Below are 19,128 nucleotides of genomic sequence, written 5' to 3'. Positions count from 1 at the left end.
AGGCGCCCCGTTAAACCACGCTGGCCGCAGGCAGGTATTGCGCAGTGGGCACCCCGGCATGGATGCCGGGGTAGCCGCGACACGGCCATGGATGGCCGATCGCGGCGGGCCCACGGAGCAATGCCTGACTGCGGGCATGCCGAGCCTAGGCGAGGCACCGAGTGGTGGGGCAAGAGCGTTTTGCTTACTTTGGCGCTTCTCCAAAGTGAGCCGCCGTCAGGGCGGAACCCTAAGTGGCCGTGACCGCAGCAACGGATATGTACACAAACCCAATAAGCTAAAGAGTTGTGTAGATACCTATGCTCATCGCAGGCAAACCTATTCATAGATCAAAATGTGGGAGCGGTGCGATAGCGATCTCAGGGATTGCGCACCCGCAGGCAACGCCACAAGGCTGCAACCATCAACACACTGACCAGCGCCCAACCCAGGGCCTGCTGGTTCATCAAGCCTTCGCGGTACAGCTGCGGTGCAATGCCGGCGCCGATGATGAAGGTCAGCAGGGCCATTTCCCGGCGTGGCCCCCTGACCGGGCGCAGCAGGTAGACCAGCGCCGGCAGCAGCAGGGCGGCAGTGGGGAAGCTGCGGTAGCGTGGGTCGAACACCAGTGCCAGCATCATTACCGCCGTGGCGAACCCTGCGAATGCAATCAACCAGCCAGCGCGCTGCTCCAGCCAGGCGTAGGCCCGTGCGCGCCGACCCTGGCGAGCGCTCAAGGCCAGGGCCCCATGGGCCAGCACCAACAGGTTCAGGGCCAGCAACAGCCCGGCCCAGATCCATTCATCAGTGAAGCGCGCGGTCACTCGGGTCAGTTCGGCCCAGCTGCCAATCGAGCCCGCCGCCACCGCGCCCAGCAATGGCAGCAACAACGCGGCGCGGGTACTGCGCACACGCCCGCCGAGCACCAGGGTGCCCAGTAGGATCAGCCCGCCAACGCCCAGCCACAGCGGCCAGTACGGCACATTGGTGACCGGGCCGGCCAGGATGCCCTTGTCCTGGCGATCGGCATCAAACAGCCCCCAGTAACCGCCGACCGCCCCTTCGCTGGCGCGTTTCCACGGCTGGTCAAAGGCTTCGATCAGGTTGTAATGCCAGCCATTGGCTTCGGCCATGGCGACAAAACCGCGAATGAACTTGGCTTCGTTGACCCGGCTCGGCACTGCGGTTTCCCGCTGGCGGCCTTCGCTGGGCCAGCCGGTTTCGCCAATCATCACGTCCTTGGGGGCGAAGCGGTTGCCGAAGGTCTGGCGAATATCGCCGACATGGCGCAGGGCCTGGTCGATCCCCGCCGGGTCATCTTCCCAATACGGCAACAAGTGAATGGTCAGGAAATCCACCGCCGGGGCAATTTCCGGGTGTTGCAGCCAGAACTCCCAGACATCGGCATAGGTGACCGGCTGCTGGATCTGGCTTTTGACCTTTTCGATCAGCTTCACCAACTGCGTGGCGGTGATTTCCTTGCGCAACAGGGCTTCGTTGCCGACGATCACCGACGTGACCACGTCAGGGTTGGCATTGGCCGAGGCGATCAGCAGGTCGACCTCCTTGGCGTTGTCCACCGGGTTGCTGTTGATCCAGGCACCGATCATCAACTTCAGGCCGTGTTTGCGCGCCAGGTCCGGCAGGGCTTCGAGGCCGGTCATGGAGTAGGTGCGGATGCACTCAAAGCGCGTGGCCAGCAATGCCAGGTCGGCGTCCATGCGCTCGGGGCGCAGTTTGAACGGCTGGTCGAACGGTGACTGGTCCTTGTCGAAGGGCGTGTAGGACGCGCATTGCAACTTGTGGCTGGCGCTGGCGACGTCCGGCAGCACAACTGGCTGGCCGAGGCCATACCAGTAGCCGCCCAGCGCGAACAGGCCGAGCAGCAAGGCAAATACATAAGGCATGAAGGGGAAGCGGGCAGTCGCGGTCATGGTCAGGCCGTGTGGGAACAAAGCCGCGCATCTTACCTGCATTTGCCGGTTTTCAGGGGGACCGCATAATTTTGACATGCAAAGTTCGGGCGGGATTTTGACGCTGCGTCCTAGGAATTTTCCTGCTGGCGTTGTGATGTCGTTTCTTGCTCCGCTGAGGTCGTAGTCAGAGCAGGTCCACAGGTTCAGCAGGTTGATGATCGAACGGCACCACATGACAACAGGTTGACGTCGCTCGGCATCCGTCGGGCGCAGCACTTTCGGGGAAGCACTATGAAGATGCGACGACTCTTGGGCGCAGCTGCCACCTTGGTAGTTGCGATGAGTTCCACACTGGCCAGCGCCGACAGCAAGACCCTGAGCCTCGGTTATGTGGACGGCTGGTCGGACAGTGTCGCCACCACCCACGTGGCGGCTGAAGTGATCAAGCAAAAACTCGGCTATGACGTGAAACTGCAGGCGGTTGCCACCGGGATCATGTGGCAGGGCGTGGCCACTGGCAAACTGGACGCCATGCTTTCGGCCTGGCTGCCGGTCACCCACGGCGAGTATTGGACCAAGAACAAGGACAAAGTGGTCGACTACGGCCCCAACTTCAAGGATGCGAAGATCGGTTTGATCGTGCCGGAGTACGTCAAGGCCAAGTCCATCGAGGACTTGAAGACCGACACCACCTTCAAGAACAAGATCGTTGGCATTGATGCCGGTTCGGGCGTGATGCTCAAGACTGACGAAGCCATCAAGCAATATGGCCTGGACTATAAGCTGCAGGCCAGTTCCGGGGCGGCAATGATCGCTGAGTTGACCCGTGCCGAAGACAAGCAGGATTCCATTGCGGTGACCGGCTGGGTGCCACACTGGATGTTCGCCAAGTGGAAGCTGCGTTTCCTTGACGATCCAAAAGGCATCTATGGCGCCGCCGAGACGGTCAATAGCATCGGCAGCAAGGGCCTGGAAAAGAAAGCCCCGGAAGTCGCGGCGTTCCTGAAGAAATTCCAGTGGGCCTCCAAGGATGAAATCGGCGAAGTAATGCTCGCTATCCAGGAAGGTGCCAAGCCAGATGCGGCGGCCAAGGATTGGGTGGCCAAGCACCCTGAGCGTGTGGCTGAGTGGACCGCTCCTTGATCCCCTGAAAAGTATTGGTGGTGTGCCTTGTGTGGGAGCGGGCTTGCCCGCGATTGCGGTGTGTCAGTTGATGGATACCTGACTGATTCACCGCCTTCGCGGGCAAGCCTGCTCTCACATAAGCTCACTCCCGCAATTGTTTCTGTCACCTCCCAAACCCTCGCTACACTGGTTCTAAGACTAAGGTCGTCTGGAACCTCTCCCGCAGCCGCATACAGTGGATATGTTCCAATAATAAAAAAGCTGTGCTGCGAGGATAAAAACAATGAACGACAGCATTTACCTCTCGATTCAAAACAGCCCGCGCTTCAAGGAGCTGGTGAGAAAAAGGGAAAGGTTCGCCTGGATTCTCTCGGCGATCATGCTCGGGCTGTATTCCGGATTCATCCTGTTGATTGCTTATGGGCCACAAGTCTTGGGGGCCAAGATCAGCCCTGAGTCGTCCATCACCTGGGGGATCCCGATTGGGGTTGGGCTGATTGTCTCGGCCTTTGTGCTCACAGGCATCTACGTGCGACGCGCCAATGGCGAATTCGACGACCTGAACAATGCGATTCTCAAGGAGGCTGCGCAATGATCCGTCGTCTATTGGCTGTATTCGGCGCTTCGCTTTTTGCTCCTGCCGTTTGGGCGGCGGACGCATTGACCGGTGAAGTGCACAAGCAACCGTTGAACGTTGCGGCGATCCTGATGTTTGTCGCCTTTGTCGGCGCAACATTGTGCATCACCTACTGGGCGTCCAAGCGTAACAACTCGGCGGCTGACTACTATGCCGCTGGCGGCAAGATCACCGGTTTCCAGAACGGCCTGGCGATTGCCGGCGACTACATGTCGGCGGCGTCCTTCCTGGGGATTTCCGCACTGGTGTTCACCTCTGGCTACGATGGCCTGATCTACTCGATCGGCTTCCTGGTGGGCTGGCCGATCATTCTGTTCCTGATCGCCGAGCGCCTGCGTAACCTGGGCAAGTACACGTTTGCCGACGTAGCGTCCTATCGCCTCGGGCAAACCCAGATCCGCAGCCTGTCGGCTTGTGGTTCGCTGGTGGTGGTGGCGTTCTACCTGATTGCGCAGATGGTCGGCGCCGGCAAGCTGATCCAGTTGCTGTTCGGCCTTGATTACCATGTTGCGGTGATCCTGGTGGGTATCCTGATGTGCCTCTATGTGTTGTTCGGCGGCATGCTGGCGACCACCTGGGTACAGATCATCAAGGCAGTGCTGCTGCTGTCCGGTGCTTCGTTCATGGCACTGATGGTGATGAAGCACGTCAACTTCGACTTCAACCTGCTGTTCTCCGAGGCGATCAAGGTTCACCCTAAAGGTGAGGCGATCATGAGCCCTGGCGGCCTGGTAAAAGACCCGATCTCGGCGTTCTCCCTGGGCCTGGCCCTGATGTTCGGTACAGCTGGCCTGCCACACATCCTGATGCGCTTCTTCACCGTGAGTGACGCTAAAGAAGCCCGCAAGAGCGTGCTGTATGCCACTGGCTTTATCGGCTACTTCTACATCCTGACCTTTATCATCGGCTTCGGCGCGATTCTGCTGGTCAGCACCAACCCGGCGTTCAAGGATGCAGCAGGCGCTCTGTTGGGTGGTAACAACATGGCGGCGGTGCACCTGGCCAACGCGGTGGGCGGCAGTATCTTCCTGGGCTTCATCTCGGCCGTGGCGTTTGCCACCATCCTCGCGGTGGTTGCCGGTTTGACCCTGGCCGGTGCTTCGGCGGTGTCCCATGACCTGTATGCCAGCGTGATCAAGAAAGGCAAGGCCAACGAGAAGGATGAGATTCGCGTGTCGAAGATCACCACCATCGCCCTGGCAGTGCTGGCGATTGGTCTGGGTATCCTGTTTGAAAGCCAGAACATCGCGTTCATGGTCGGCCTGGCGTTCTCCATTGCCGCCAGCTGTAACTTCCCGGTGCTGCTGCTTTCCATGTACTGGAAAAACCTCACCACCCGTGGCGCGATGATTGGTGGCTGGCTGGGTCTGGTCAGTGCGGTTGGCCTGATGGTCCTGGGCCCGACCATCTGGGTCTCGATCCTGCACCATGAAAAAGCAATCTTCCCGTACGAGTACCCGGCGCTGTTCTCGATGATCATCGCGTTCGTGGGTATCTGGTTCTTCTCCATCACCGACAAGTCGGCGGCGGCAGTGAAAGAACGGGCGCTGTACTTCCCGCAGTTTGTGCGTTCGCAGACTGGCCTGGGGGCGAGCGGGGCGGTCAACCACTAAGGTTGTAGCTCAATAAGAAATGCCCCGGTCGAAAGGCCGGGGCATTTTTTTGGCTGGATGATTTGTAGTGTTTGGGGCGGCCTCATCGCAGGCAAGCCCGGCTCCCACAGTTGAATGATGTGCGCCCGGGCGATGCGGTCAGCTGTGGGAGTACCCGGCGCTGTTCTGGATGATCACTGGCTCTTCTCCATCACCGATAAGTCGGTGGCGGCAGTGAAAGCGCTTTCCGCAGTTTGTGCGTTCGCAGACTGGCCTGGGGCGAGCGGGGCGGTCAACCACTTAGGTTGTAGCTCAGTAAGAAATGCCCTGGTCGAAAGGCCGGTTTTTTTTGCCTGGGGTTCTGTGTTGCCTGCGCTATTGCCTTCGCGAGCAAGCCCACAGTTGACCGCGTTCATCCTTTGAAATGCGGTCAACTGTGGGCTTGCTCGCGAAAGCAGTATGTCAGGCAGCACAAACAAAACGGCCTCCACTAAGGGAGGCCGTTCTCAATGCAGCTAAGCAGTTGAATGCTTACTTGCGGTCTTCCAGCTTGGTAATGTCACGCGACTCGTAGCCTGTGTACAGCTGGCGCGGGCGGCCAATCTTGTACGGGCTGGAGAGCATTTCTTTCCAGTGGGAGATCCAGCCCACGGTCCGCGCCAGGGCGAAGATCACGGTGAACATGCTGGTTGGAATGCCGATCGCCTTGAGGATGATCCCCGAGTAGAAGTCGACGTTCGGGTACAGCGAGCGTTCGATGAAGTACGGGTCGGTCAGCGCGATCTCTTCCAGGCGCATGGCCAGTTCGAGTTGCGGATCGTTGTTGATGCCCAGTTCCTTCAACACTTCGTCGCAGGTCTGCTTCATGACGGTGGCGCGCGGGTCGCGGTTCTTGTAGACCCGGTGACCGAAGCCCATCAGCTTGAACGGATCGTTCTTGTCCTTGGCCTTGGCGATGAACTTGTCGATGTTGGACACATCGCCGATTTCATCGAGCATGGTCAATACGGCTTCGTTCGCACCGCCGTGGGCAGGGCCCCACAGTGCAGCGATGCCCGCGGCGATACAGGCGAACGGATTGGCGCCCGAGGAGCCCGCCAGGCGCACGGTGGACGTCGAGGCGTTCTGTTCGTGGTCGGCATGGAGGATGAAGATCCGGTCCATGGCCTTGGCCAGCACCGGGCTGATCGGTTTGATCTCGCACGGGGTGTTGAACATCATGTGCAGGAAGTTTTCCGCGTACGTCAGGTCGTTGCGCGGGTACATCATGGGCTGGCCCATGGAGTACTTGTAAACCATTGCGGCCAGGGTGGGCATCTTGGCAACCAGGCGGATCGCGGAGATTTCGCGATGCTGCGGGTTATTGATGTCCAGGGAGTCGTGATAGAAGGCCGACAGGGCGCCGACTACACCGCACATGACGGCCATTGGGTGGGCGTCGCGACGGAAGCCGTTGAAGAAGGTCTTCAACTGCTCGTGAACCATGGTGTGGTTCTTCACGGTGCTGACAAACTGGGCCTTTTGCTCAGCTGTTGGCAATTCGCCATTTAGCAGCAGGTAGCAGGTTTCCAGGTAGTCCGATTTCTCGGCCAGTTGTTCGATCGGGTAGCCGCGATGTAGCAGAATGCCATTATCGCCGTCGATATAGGTAATCTTCGACTCGCAAGAAGCGGTCGACATGAAGCCTGGGTCGAAAGTGAAACGGCCCGTGGCCGTCAGGCCCCGTACGTCGATAACATCGGGACCAACGGTGCCGGTTAAAATGGGCAGCTCGACGGGGGCTGCGCCCTCGATGATCAACTGCGCTTTTTTGTCAGCCATGTGGCCTCCTATTTATGCTTCAAATCATCAGACAGACCCCCCACGCAGGGCCCGCACCACTATATTGATATAAATCCAGATGTCAATTTGCCTAAAGTCTTGCTCCAGAAGGCTTTAACCGTACTTTTTCCTCGAAATTGCCTGCCGTTTACGCCTTTTATCCCGTCAGCGCAATCAGCTATTAGGGTGAGGAGTGCGCGTTGTCATTAGTAGCCTAACTGTCTATACTCGGCCACCGACCGCCAAGGGCTTTTGGGCTTGCTTTCATTGGGGGTCGCACTCCCTGGGTGGTGCTTACCTGACCAGTGCACTCCCCAACAACTTTGCCCTGATTGTTAGGGGCTCTTCAGTGTGAAAAAAAGCCGTGAATAGCCAACGACCTGTAAACCTAGACCTAAGGACCATCAAACTCCCCATCACCGGCGTTACGTCGTTCCTGCACCGTGTTTCCGGCATCATCCTGTTCCTGGGCTTGGGCATCATGCTTTATGCATTGAGCAAATCCCTGGGTTCCGAGGAAGGATACGCCGAGGTGAAGGCATGCTTGACCAGCCCGCTGGCCAAGTTCGTAGCATGGGGCCTCCTGTCCGCTCTGCTGTATCACCTGGTAGCCGGTGTGCGCCACTTGATCATGGATATGGGCATCGGTGAGACGCTGGAAGGCGGCCGCCTGGGCTCGAAAATCATCATCGCCATTTCCGTGGTGCTGATCGTTCTGGCAGGAGTTTGGATATGGTAACCAGCGTTACGAACCTATCGCGTTCAGGCCTCTATGACTGGATGGCGCAGCGTGTGTCTGCGGTCGTTCTCGCGGCTTATTTCATTTTCCTGATCGGGTACCTCGTTGCAAACCCTGGCATTGGCTACGCCCAATGGCACGGTCTGTTCTCCCACAACGGGATGCGTATCTTCAGTCTGCTCGCCCTTGTGGCCCTGGGCGCTCACGCCTGGGTCGGCATGTGGACCATCGCGACCGACTACCTGACGCCGATGGCGCTGGGCAAGTCCGCGACTGCAGTACGTTTCCTTTTCCAGGCAGTATGCGGCGTCGCGATGTTCGCTTACTTCGTCTGGGGTGTGCAGATTCTCTGGGGTATCTGATTCATGGCTAACATTCCAACGATTTCTTTTGACGCCATCATTATTGGTGGCGGCGGCGCCGGCATGCGCGCTGCACTGCAGCTGGCCCAGGGCGGTCACAAGACTGCCGTGATCACCAAGGTGTTCCCGACCCGTTCCCACACCGTATCGGCCCAGGGTGGCATCACCTGCGCCATCGCTTCTGCGGATCCGAACGATGACTGGCGCTGGCACATGTACGATACCGTCAAGGGTTCCGACTATATCGGCGACCAGGACGCTATCGAGTACATGTGTCAGGAAGGCCCGGCTGCGGTGTTCGAGCTGGACCACATGGGTCTGCCGTTCTCCCGTACCGAACAGGGTCGTATCTACCAGCGTCCATTCGGCGGCCAGTCGAAGGATTACGGCAAAGGCGGCCAGGCTGCCCGTACCTGCGCGGCATCCGACCGTACCGGTCACGCACTGCTGCACACTCTTTATCAGGGCAACCTGAAAGCCGGCACCACGTTCCTGAACGAGTACTACGCGGTTGACCTGGTGAAGAACCAGGACGGCGCATTCGTCGGCGTGATCGCTATCTGCATCGAAACCGGTGAAACCACCTACATCCGCGCCAAGGCTACCGTGCTGGCGACGGGCGGTGCAGGTCGTATCTACGCTTCGACCACCAACGCCCTGATCAACACCGGTGACGGCGTTGGCATGGCCCTGCGTGCAGGCGTGCCGGTACAAGACATCGAAATGTGGCAGTTCCACCCAACCGGCATCGCCGGCGCCGGTGTACTGGTTACAGAAGGTTGCCGTGGTGAAGGCGGTTACCTGATCAACAAGCACGGCGAGCGTTTCATGGAGCGTTATGCTCCGAACGCCAAGGACCTTGCTGGTCGTGACGTGGTTGCCCGTTCGATGGTTAAAGAAATCATCGCCGGCAACGGTTGCGGCCCGAACGGCGACCACGTGATGCTGAAGCTCGATCACCTGGGCGAAGAAGTGCTGCACAGCCGCCTGCCAGGTATCTGCGAACTGTCCAAGACCTTCGCACACGTTGACCCGGTGGTTGCTCCAGTACCAGTGGTTCCAACTTGCCACTATATGATGGGCGGCGTGCCGACCAACATTCATGGCCAGGCGATCACCCAGAACGCCGAAGGCGTGGACGAGATCATTCATGGTCTGTTCGCGGTAGGCGAAGTGGCTTGCGTATCGGTTCACGGTGCCAACCGTCTGGGCGGCAACTCGCTGCTCGACCTGGTGGTATTCGGCCGCGCTGCCGGCCTGCACCTGGAAAAAGCCCTGACCGACGGCATCGAATACGATGACGCGACCGACGCCAACATCGAGGCTGCCCTGGCACGCCTGAATGCTCTGAACGAGCGTACTGATGGCGAAGACGTAGCAACCCTGCGTCGCGAGCTGCAAAGCTGCATGCAGAACTACTTCGGTGTATTCCGTACTGGCGAATACATGCAGAAGGGTATTACCCAGCTGGCAGACCTGCGCAAGCGGATTGCCAACGTCAAGATCAACGATAAGAGCCAGGCGTTCAACACCGCTCGTATCGAAGCCCTTGAACTGCAAAACCTGCTGGAAGTGGCTGAAGCGACTGCGATTGCCGCCGAGGTTCGTAAAGAATCCCGTGGTGCTCACGCTCGTGAAGACTTTGAAGATCGCGATGACGAAAACTGGTTGTGCCACACCCTGTACTTCCCGGGTGACAAGCGCGTAACCAAGCGTGCCGTGAACTTCTCGCCGAAGACGGTTCCGACGTTTGAACCGAAGATTCGGACTTACTAAGGGTGGCTGCCATGTTGAAAGTCAGTGTTTATCGCTACAACCCTGATCAGGACGCTGCGCCGTTCATGCAGGAATTTGAGGTCGATACCGGTGGTAAAGACCTGATGGTGCTGGATGTGCTGGCCCTGATCAAAGAGCAGGACGAAGGTTTCTCCTATCGTCGCTCTTGCCGTGAAGGTGTCTGCGGTTCCGACGGCATGAACATCAACGGCAAAAACGGCCTGGCTTGCGTCACGCCGCTGTCGGCCGTGGTCAAGAAGAACAAGCTTGTTGTACGTCCACTGCCAGGTTTGCCGGTTATCCGTGACCTGGTCGTCGATATGAGCATCTTCTACAAGCAATACGAAAAGGTTAAGCCATTCCTGCAGAACGACACGCCGGCTCCGGCCATCGAGCGTCTGCAGTCCCCGGAAGAGCGCGAAAAGCTCGACGGTCTGTACGAGTGCATCTTGTGCGCTTGCTGCTCGACCTCTTGCCCGTCCTTCTGGTGGAACCCGGACAAGTTCCTGGGTCCAGCTGCACTGCTGCAAGCTTATCGCTTCCTGGCAGACAGCCGTGACACCAAGACGGCCGAGCGTCTGGCTTCACTGGATGACCCGTTCAGCGTATTCCGCTGCCGCGGGATCATGAACTGCGTCAACGTATGTCCCAAAGGCCTGAACCCGACTAAGGCCATTGGTCACATCCGTAACATGCTGCTGCAAAGCGGCGTGTAAGACGTTGTAGTAAAAGCAGGACCGTTGTGCCCGTAAATGCTACGGCGCAGGCTTCAACCGGCGCCGTAGTTTTAACTTGAGCAGCGACTTACAAAGCCGCGGCTCTTATTTTGAAGAAATGAGACAAGCAGGGGCATTCGGGTTGGTACCCGAACTATCAGCGTGATCCTAAGTGGCTTGTTTTGGTCGCTGCACTTGGCCTTTTGCAAGCAAACTCGGTGTTTTCGCCGGTGGTGTCCCCAAATCGAGGGTGACCAAGCATGCAAGAAAGCGTGATGCAGCGCATGTGGAACAGCGGCTATCTTTCAGGTGGTAACGCTGCCTATGTGGAAGAGCTTTATGAGCTCTACCTGCACGACCCTAACGCTGTGCCAGAAGAATGGCGCACCAAATTTCAGACGTTGTCTTCAGACGGCAACGCTGCCACCGATGTATCGCATGCAACAATTCGCGATCAATTTGTGCTGCTGGCAAAGAACCAGCGCCGCGCCCAGCCGGTTTCCGCCGGAAGCGTGAGCAGTGAGCACGAGAAGAAGCAAGTTGAAGTATTGCGACTGATCCAGGCCTACCGTATGCGTGGCCACCAGGCAGCCCAGCTTGATCCGCTGGGGCTGTGGCAGCGTCCTGCACCTGCGGACCTGTCGATCAATCACTACGGCTTGACCAATGCCGATCTTGATACGACCTTCCGTGCCGGCGACCTGTTCATCGGCAAAGAGGAAGCGAGCCTACGCGAAATTCACGAAGCGTTGCAGCAGACATATTGCCGCACCATCGGCGCTGAATTTACGCACATCACCGATTCCGAGCAGCGCCACTGGTTCCAGCATCGCCTGGAAGGCGTGCGTGGCCGTCCGGTGCTGTCCGCCGATGTGCGCAGCCACCTGCTTGAGCGCGTCACCGCTGCCGAAGGCCTTGAAAAGTACCTGGGCACCAAATACCCAGGCACCAAGCGTTTCGGCCTGGAAGGTGGCGAGAGCCTGATTCCGATGCTTGACGAGATGATCCAGCGTTCCGGTTCCTACGGCACCAAGGAAATCGTGATCGGCATGGCTCACCGTGGTCGCCTGAACGTGTTGGTCAACACCTTCGGCAAGAACCCGCGCGAGCTGTTCGACGAGTTCGAAGGCAAGAAGAAGGTCGAGCTGGGTTCCGGTGACGTTAAATACCACCAGGGCTTCTCGTCCAACGTGATGACCACCGGCGGTGAAGTTCACCTGGCCATGGCGTTCAACCCGTCCCACCTGGAAATCGTTTCTCCAGTGGTCGAGGGTTCGGTGCGTGCTCGTCAGGATCGTCGCAACGACTCCACCGGTGAGAAGGTTCTGCCGATTTCCATCCACGGTGACGCGGCATTCGCCGGTCAAGGCGTGGTCCTGGAAACGTTCCAGATGTCGCAGACTCGCGGCTTCAAGACCGGCGGCACGGTTCACATCGTTATCAACAACCAGGTTGGTTTCACCATCAGCAACCCGCTGGACGCACGCTCTACCGAGTACGCGACCGACGTTGCCAAGATGATCCAGGCGCCGATTCTCCATGTGAATGGGGATGATCCGGAAGCCGTATTGTTCGTGACCCAACTGGCCATTGACTACCGCATGCAGTTCAAGCGTGACGTGGTCATCGACCTGGTTTGCTACCGCCGTCGCGGTCACAACGAAGCGGATGAGCCTAGCGGCACCCAACCGTTGATGTACCAGCAGATCACCAAGCAGCGCACCACCCGTGAGCTGTACGCCGAAAGCCTGACCAAGGCCGGTGTATTGGATGACGCGCGTGTTCAGGCGAAAATCGACGAATACCGCAACGCCCTGGACAATGGTCTGCATGTAGTAAAAAGCCTGGTCAAAGAGCCGAACAAAGAGCTGTTCGTGGACTGGCGTCCGTACCTGGGCCACGCCTGGACTGCACGTCATGACACTTCGTTCGATCTGAAAACCCTGCAGGAACTGTCCGCCAAGCTGCTGGAAATTCCAGACGGCTTCGTCGTACAGCGCCAGGTTGCGAAGATCTACGAAGACCGTCAGAAGATGCAAGCCGGCGGCCTGCCGATCAACTGGGGTTACGCTGAAACCATGGCGTACGCGACCCTGGCGTTCGAAGGTCACCCGATCCGCATGACCGGCCAGGACATCGGCCGCGGTACGTTCTCGCACCGTCACGCGGTATTGCACAACCAGAAAGACGCGGGCACCTACATCCCGTTGCAGAACCTGTATGAAGGCCAGCCACGTTTCGACCTGTACGATTCGTTCCTGTCCGAGGAAGCCGTTCTGGCGTTCGAATACGGTTACTCGACCACCACGCCAAACGCGCTGGTGATCTGGGAAGCCCAGTTCGGCGACTTCGCCAACGGTGCCCAGGTGGTTATCGACCAGTTCATCACCAGCGGCGAGCACAAGTGGGGCCGTCTGTGCGGTCTGACCATGTTGCTGCCACACGGTTATGAAGGTCAGGGTCCGGAGCACTCCTCGGCCCGTCTGGAGCGTTACCTGCAATTGTGCGCTGAGCACAACATCCAGGTGTGCGTGCCGACTACCCCGGCCCAGATCTACCACTTGCTGCGTCGCCAGGTGATCCGCCCGCTGCGCAAGCCGCTGGTAGTGCTGACTCCGAAATCGCTGTTGCGTCACAAATTGGCCATCTCGACCCTGGAAGATCTGGCCGACGGTTCGTTCCAGACCGTTATTTCGGAAATCGACACCCTGGACGCAGCCAAGGTCACTCGCCTGATCCTGTGCAGCGGCAAGGTTTACTACGACTTGCTGGAAAAACGTCGTGCCGAAGGCCGCGAAGACATCGCCATCGTGCGTATCGAGCAGCTTTACCCGTTCCCGGAAGACGACCTGATGGAGGCCATCGCGCCTTACACCAACCTCACCCACGTGGTGTGGTGTCAGGAAGAACCGATGAACCAGGGCGCGTGGTACAGCAGCCAGCATCATCTGCGTCGCAGCATCGGTAACCACAACAAGGCCCTGAGCCTGGAGTATGCCGGCCGTGATGCTTCTGCTGCACCTGCGTGTGGTTATGCGTCGATGCACGCCGAGCAGCAGGAAAAACTGCTGCAAGATGCTTTCACTGTTTAACGCCTTCGCGCTGACTGAAACCGAATTTTAAGGACCCACAGATAATGGCTATCGAAATCAAAGCCCCGTCATTCCCGGAATCGGTTGCCGATGGCACCGTTGCCACCTGGCACAAGAAACCAGGCGAGGCCGTCAAGCGTGACGACCTGATCGTCGACATCGAGACCGACAAGGTTGTTCTGGAAGTGTTGGCCGAAGCCGACGGCGTCCTGGGCGCCATCGTTGCCGAAGAAGGCGCTACCGTCCTGTCCAACCAGGTACTGGGTTCGATCGAAGAGGGCAGTGCTGCTGCCGCTGCTCCAGCCGCCGCTGCTGCTCCGGCTGCCGCACCTGCTGCTGCCGCTCCGGCTGCGGGTGGTGAAGATCCAATCGCTGCACCGGCTGCGCGTCAGCTGGCTGAAGAAAACGGCATCAACCTAGCTTCCATCAAAGGCACCGGCAAAGACGGCCGTGTGACCAAGGAAGATGTGGTTGCTGCTGTCGAAGCCAAGAAAAACGCTCCGGCTGCCGCACCTGCCAAGGCTGCTGCTCCAGCTGCCGCTGCGCCTGTATTCGCTGCTGGCGACCGCACCGAGAAGCGCGTACCGATGACTCGCGTACGTGCCACCGTGGCCAAGCGCCTGGTTGAAGCACAGTCGAACATGGCCATGCTGACCACGTTCAACGAAGTCGACATGACTGAAGTCATGGCCCTGCGTTCGAAGTACAAGGACCTGTTCGAGAAGTCCCACAATGGCGTGCGCCTGGGCTTCATGTCGTTCTTCGTGAAAGCGGCCACCGAAGCCCTGAAACGCTTCCCGGCAGTCAACGCTTCCATCGACGGCGGCGACATCGTCTACCACGGCTACGCTGACATCGGCGTTGCCGTGTCCAGCGACCGTGGCCTGGTAGTACCGGTCCTGCGTAACGCCGAACTGATGAGCCTGGCTGAAATCGAAGGCGGCATCGCCGGCTTCGGCAAGAAAGCCCGTGACGGCAAGCTGACCATCGACGAGATGACCGGCGGTACCTTCACCATCACCAACGGTGGTACCTTCGGTTCGATGATGTCGACCCCGATCGTCAACCCGCCACAAGCTGCGATCCTGGGCATGCACAACATCATCCAGCGTCCGATGGCCATCAACGGCCAGGTCGTGATCCGTCCGATGATGTACCTGGCACTGTCCTACGATCACCGCCTGATCGACGGTAAAGAAGCCGTGACGTTCCTGGTGACCATCAAGAATCTGCTGGAAGACCCGGCTCGCTTGCTCCTGGATATCTGATAGAAGCAGCTTCGGGTTGCGAGCTGCAAGCTGCCGGAATGAGCAGCTTGGCTCGCAACTTGAGGCTTGAAGCTTGTCGCTAAAATAGAGGATCTATTTTCATGTCTCAGAAATTTGACGTTGTAGTGATTGGTGCGGGCCCTGGCGGCTACGTGGCCGCCATCAAGGCCGCTCAACTGGGCCTCTCGACTGCTTGCATCGAAAAATACACCGACAAGGAAGGCAAACTGGCCCTGGGCGGTACCTGCCTGAACGTCGGTTGCATTCCTTCCAAGGCGCTGCTGGACAGCTCCTGGAAATTCCACGAAGCCCAGGACGGTTTTGCCATCCACGGCATCAACCACGCTGGCGTGACCATGGACGTGCCAGCAATGGTCGGCCGCAAGGCCAACATCGTCAAAGGCCTGACCTCTGGCGTTGCTACCCTGTTCAAGGCCAATGGCGTCACTTCCCTGCAAGGTCACGGCAAACTGCTGGCCGGCAAGAAAGTTGAAATCACCAAGCCAGACGGTTCGACTGAAATCATCGAAGCCGAAAACGTGATCCTGGCTCCAGGTTCGCGTCCAATCGACATTCCGCCTGCTCCTGTTGATCAGAACGTGATCGTCGATTCGACCGGCGCCCTGGAATTCCAAGCGGTACCAAAACGCCTGGGCGTGATCGGCGCTGGCGTGATCGGCCTGGAACTGGGTTCGGTGTGGTCCCGTCTGGGTTCGCAAGTGACCGTGCTGGAAGCCCTGGACACGTTCCTGCTGGCTGCCGACACCGCAGTGTCCAAAGAAGCGCTGAAAACCCTGACCAAACAAGGTCTGGACATCAAGCTGGGCGCTCGCGTGACCGGTTCGAAAGTCAACGGCGAAGAAGTTGTCGTAACCTACACCGACAAGGATGGCGAACAGACCATCACTTTCGACAAGCTGATCGTTGCCGTTGGTCGCCGTCCAGTGACCACTGATCTGCTGGCAGCTGACAGCGGCGTGACCATCGACGAGCGTGGCTTTGTCCATGTTGACGATCACTGCGCTACCACCGTACCTGGCGTCTACGCCATCGGCGACGTGGTTCGCGGCATGATGCTCGCGCACAAGGCTTCCGAAGAAGGCATCATGGTGGTTGAGCGCATCAAGGGTCACAAGACCCAGATGAACTACGACCTGATCCCTTCGGTCATCTACACCCACCCGGAAATTGCATGGGTTGGTAAGAACGAACAGCAGTTGAAAGCTGAAGGCGTTGAAGTTAACGTCGGCACCTTCCCGTTTGCCGCTTCTGGCCGTGCCATGGCAGCGAACGACACTGGCGGCTTTGTCAAAGTCATCGCTGATGCCAAGACTGACCGCGTACTGGGTGTCCACGTGATTGGCCCAGGCGCAGCAGAGCTGGTTCAGCAGGGCGCTATCGGTATGGAATTCGGCACCAGCGCCGAAGACATCGGCATGATGGTTTTCTCCCATCCGACCCTGTCTGAAGCGCTGCACGAAGCCGCGTTGGCAGTGAATGGCCATGCCATCCACATTGCCAACAAGAAGAAGCGCTAAGCGAGATAATAAGAAACCACGGCGGTTGCCCGTCGTGAGCCTTGCGCGCAAGACTCACCGCGGAATATCCGCTGGACGCAGTCTTGCGCAGCTTTGCCGGTCTTAGGGCGGTGGAGCTGGGCAAGCAGCAGTCACAGGTGGCGCGGCACTCATAATGAGCGCAGCGCCGAATGCGCAGTACCTAACGAAGACGGTAAAAAGCATGAATCTTCACGAGTATCAGGGTAAGCAGCTGTTCGCTGAGTACGGCCTGCCAGTTTCCAAGGGCTACGCAGTAGACACCCCGGAAGCAGCAGCAGAAGCTTGCGACAAAATCGGCGGTACTGAATGGGTTGTCAAAGCCCAGGTCCACGCTGGTGGTCGCGGTAAAGCGGGCGGCGTTAAGCTGGTTCGCAGCAAAGAAGACGCCAAGGCCTTCGCACAGCAGTGGCTGGGCAAGCGTCTGGTGACTTACCAGACTGACGCCAATGGCCAGCCAGTCACCAAGATCCTGGTTGAATCGTGCACTGATATCGCTAAAGAGCTGTACCTGGGCGCTGTCGTTGACCGTTCGAGCCGTCGCATCGTGTTCATGGCTTCCACCGAAGGTGGCGTGGACATTGAGAAGATCGCTCACGAAACCCCAGAAAAAATTCTGAAAGCCACTATCGATCCACTGGTTGGCGCTCAGCCATTCCAGGGTCGCGAGCTGGCTTTCCAGCTGGGTCTGGAAGGCAAGCAAGTTGCCCAGTTCGCCAAGATCTTCGTAGGTCTGGCCAAACTGTTCCAGGATCACGATCTGGCCCTGCTGGAAGTGAACCCGCTGGTGATCAAGGCTGACGGCGATCTGCATTGCCTCGACGCCAAGATCAACATCGACGCCAACGCCATGTACCGTCAGCCTAAGCTGAAGACTTTCCACGATCCGTCGCAAGACGATCCGCGCGAAGCGCACGCTGCCAAGTTCGAACTGAACTACGTAGCCCTGGAAGGTAACATCGGTTGCATGGTCAACGGTGCTGGCCTGGCCATGGGTACCATGGACATCGTCAACCTGCATGGCGGCAAACCAGCCAACTTCCTCGACGTAGGCGGCGGTGCTACCAAAGAACGCGTTACCGAAGCATTCAAGATCATCCTGTCCGACTCCAACGTCGCTGCAGTACTGGTCAACATCTTCGGCGGCATCGTTCGTTGCGACATGATTGCCGAAGGCATCATCGGTGCAGTGAAAGAAGTCGGCGTGAAAATCCCGGTTGTTGTACGCCTTGAAGGCAACAACGCTGAACTGGGCGCTAAAGTACTGGCAGAAAGCGGTTTGAACATCATCGCTGCAACCAGCCTGACCGACGCTGCTCAACAAGTTGTCAAAGCTGCGGAGGGCAAATAATGAGCGTCCTGATCAATAAAGACACCAAAGTTATCTGCCAGGGTATTACCGGTTCGCAAGGTAGCTTCCACACCCAGCAAGCCCTCGAATACGGCACCAAGATGGTTGGTGGCGTAACTCCGGGCAAAGGCGGCACCGAGCACCTGGGCCTGCCAGTGTTCAACACCGTGAAAGAAGCTGTAGCTCAAACTGGCGCCACCGCCAGCGTGATCTACGTTCCAGCTCCTTTCTGCAAAGACTCCATCCTGGAAGCGGCATTCGGCGGCATCAAGCTGATCGTTTGCATCACCGAAGGCATTCCTACCCTGGACATGCTGGACGCTAAAGTTAAGTGCGACGAGCTGGGTGTTACCCTGATCGGCCCTAACTGCCCAGGCGTGATCACTCCAGGCGAATGCAAGATCGGCATCATGCCAGGTCACATTCACTTGCCAGGCAAAGTCGGTATCGTTTCCCGTTCCGGCACCCTGACCTACGAAGCTGTGAAGCAGACCACTGACGCCGGTTTCGGTCAGTCGACTTGCGTCGGCATCGGCGGTGACCCGATCCCAGGCTCGAACTTCATCGACATCCTGAAACTGTTCCAGGAAGACCCGAAGACCGAAGCGATCGTGATGATCGGTGAGATCGGCGGTTCGGCTGAAGAAGAAGCGGCTGCCTACATCAAGGCACACGTGACCAAGCCAGTTGTTTCCTACATCGCTGGTGTGACTGCCCCTGCGGGCAAGCGCATGGGCCATGCTGGCGCAATCATCTCTGGCGGCAAGGGTACTGCAGACGAGAAGTTTGCTGCCCTGGAAGACGCAGGCGTGAAAACCGTGCGTTCGCTGGCAGACATCGGCAAGGCTTTGTCCGAGCTGACTGGCTGGGCGATCAAGTAAGCCTCGCGCTTAACTGACGCTTCACCACACAAAGGCCACCTTCGGGTGGCCTTTGTGCATTCTGCCATCCACTGTGGGAGCTGGCCTGTATCACCGCGCCGTTTGCATCGCAGGCAAGCCAGCTCCCACAGTGGACAGCATTGCCAAATTAAGTATGAAAACGCGACATCAAAGTGTCGCTTATCGGACAGTCCGCCCCGCAACAGTGCGTTTGTCAGACAAATTCGGTACTCTTGCCGCCTCTTTATGCGCCTGCATCCCAAAAGGAAGCCGCGTGCTAGACCGGTCGGTCCCCATAAGGGCCGGCAGTATTTCCC

General features: G+C 58.4%; 14 protein-coding genes. 12 read left to right on the top strand and 2 right to left on the bottom strand.

The genetic code is table 11. The features are described from left to right. Positions 1–359: 359 nt before the first annotated feature. Positions 360–1,913: a glycosyl hydrolase family 17 protein gene (locus tag HBR93_RS20295; protein WP_169960936.1), complete on the bottom strand. Its 1,554-nt coding sequence runs from the start codon at positions 1,911–1,913 to the stop codon at positions 360–362. Between the two features lie 273 nt (positions 1,914–2,186). On the opposite strand from HBR93_RS20295, the gene HBR93_RS20290 reads away from it, so the two are divergent. The 3 genes from HBR93_RS20290 (at position 2,187) to HBR93_RS20280 (ending at position 5,270) form a co-directional block, all read left to right on the top strand. Then, positions 2,187–3,038: a glycine betaine ABC transporter substrate-binding protein gene (locus HBR93_RS20290; protein ID WP_057438857.1), complete on the top strand. Its 852-nt coding sequence runs from the start codon at positions 2,187–2,189 to the stop codon at positions 3,036–3,038. Between the two features lie 265 nt (positions 3,039–3,303). Further along, a complete protein-coding gene (locus HBR93_RS20285) occupies positions 3,304–3,615 on the top strand; it encodes a DUF485 domain-containing protein (protein WP_057438858.1) in 312 nt (103 codons plus the stop codon). Then, positions 3,612–5,270, top strand: a complete 1,659-nt coding sequence (locus HBR93_RS20280) for a cation acetate symporter (protein ID WP_057958982.1) — start codon at positions 3,612–3,614, stop codon at positions 5,268–5,270. The genes HBR93_RS20285 and HBR93_RS20280 overlap by 4 nt, the downstream gene beginning before the upstream one ends. A 510-nt stretch (positions 5,271–5,780) precedes the next feature. On the opposite strand, the gene gltA is transcribed toward HBR93_RS20280, so the two are convergent. Beyond that, positions 5,781–7,070: a citrate synthase gene (gene gltA, locus HBR93_RS20275; RefSeq protein ID WP_003222994.1), complete on the bottom strand. Its 1,290-nt coding sequence runs from the start codon at positions 7,068–7,070 to the stop codon at positions 5,781–5,783. Positions 7,071–7,434: 364 nt separating this feature from the next. Between gltA and sdhC the strand changes: the two genes are divergently transcribed. The 9 genes from sdhC (at position 7,435) to sucD (ending at position 18,811) form a co-directional block, all read left to right on the top strand. Then, on the top strand, positions 7,435–7,809 hold the full coding sequence (gene sdhC / locus HBR93_RS20270) for a succinate dehydrogenase, cytochrome b556 subunit (protein WP_003172804.1): 375 nt from the start codon (positions 7,435–7,437) through the stop codon (positions 7,807–7,809). Beyond that, positions 7,803–8,171 (top strand): succinate dehydrogenase, hydrophobic membrane anchor protein, encoded by a 369-nt coding sequence (gene sdhD, locus HBR93_RS20265; RefSeq protein ID WP_029292670.1) that lies wholly within the window; start codon positions 7,803–7,805, stop codon positions 8,169–8,171. The genes sdhC and sdhD overlap by 7 nt, the downstream gene beginning before the upstream one ends. Before the next feature lie 3 nt (positions 8,172–8,174). Further along, positions 8,175–9,947, top strand: coding sequence for a succinate dehydrogenase flavoprotein subunit (gene sdhA, locus HBR93_RS20260; RefSeq protein WP_029292672.1), 1,773 nt, complete (start codon positions 8,175–8,177; stop codon positions 9,945–9,947). An 11-nt stretch (positions 9,948–9,958) separates the two neighbouring features. After that, the gene (locus HBR93_RS20255; protein WP_057438860.1) at positions 9,959–10,663 is read left to right on the top strand and encodes a succinate dehydrogenase iron-sulfur subunit; all 705 of its coding nucleotides are present in this window, start codon (positions 9,959–9,961) and stop codon (positions 10,661–10,663) included. 260 nt (positions 10,664–10,923) lie between these two features. Continuing rightward, positions 10,924–13,755, top strand: a complete 2,832-nt coding sequence (locus HBR93_RS20250) for a 2-oxoglutarate dehydrogenase E1 component (protein ID WP_057438861.1) — start codon at positions 10,924–10,926, stop codon at positions 13,753–13,755. 44 nt (positions 13,756–13,799) lie between these two features. After that, the gene (odhB, locus tag HBR93_RS20245) at positions 13,800–15,023 is read left to right on the top strand and encodes a 2-oxoglutarate dehydrogenase complex dihydrolipoyllysine-residue succinyltransferase (protein ID WP_057438862.1); all 1,224 of its coding nucleotides are present in this window, start codon (positions 13,800–13,802) and stop codon (positions 15,021–15,023) included. 101 nt (positions 15,024–15,124) lie between these two features. After that, the gene (gene lpdA / locus HBR93_RS20240; protein WP_057958985.1) at positions 15,125–16,561 is read left to right on the top strand and encodes a dihydrolipoyl dehydrogenase; all 1,437 of its coding nucleotides are present in this window, start codon (positions 15,125–15,127) and stop codon (positions 16,559–16,561) included. Positions 16,562–16,763: 202 nt separating this feature from the next. Beyond that, positions 16,764–17,930, top strand: a complete 1,167-nt coding sequence (gene sucC, locus HBR93_RS20235) for an ADP-forming succinate--CoA ligase subunit beta (RefSeq protein ID WP_003233235.1) — start codon at positions 16,764–16,766, stop codon at positions 17,928–17,930. Then, complete coding sequence (gene sucD, locus HBR93_RS20230) at positions 17,930–18,811, top strand: succinate--CoA ligase subunit alpha (protein ID WP_057438865.1); 882 nt, start codon at positions 17,930–17,932, stop codon at positions 18,809–18,811. The genes sucC and sucD overlap by 1 nt, the downstream gene beginning before the upstream one ends. The last annotated feature ends 317 nt before the right edge of the window (positions 18,812–19,128 follow it).

The organism is Pseudomonas sp. WS 5411, assembly GCF_012985595.1.
In the GTDB taxonomy this organism is placed as follows: Bacteria; Pseudomonadota; Gammaproteobacteria; order Pseudomonadales; family Pseudomonadaceae; genus Aquipseudomonas; species Aquipseudomonas shahriarae.
The sequence above is the reverse complement of the archived record's forward strand: the minus strand, read 5'-3'. Positions and strand labels throughout refer to the sequence as shown.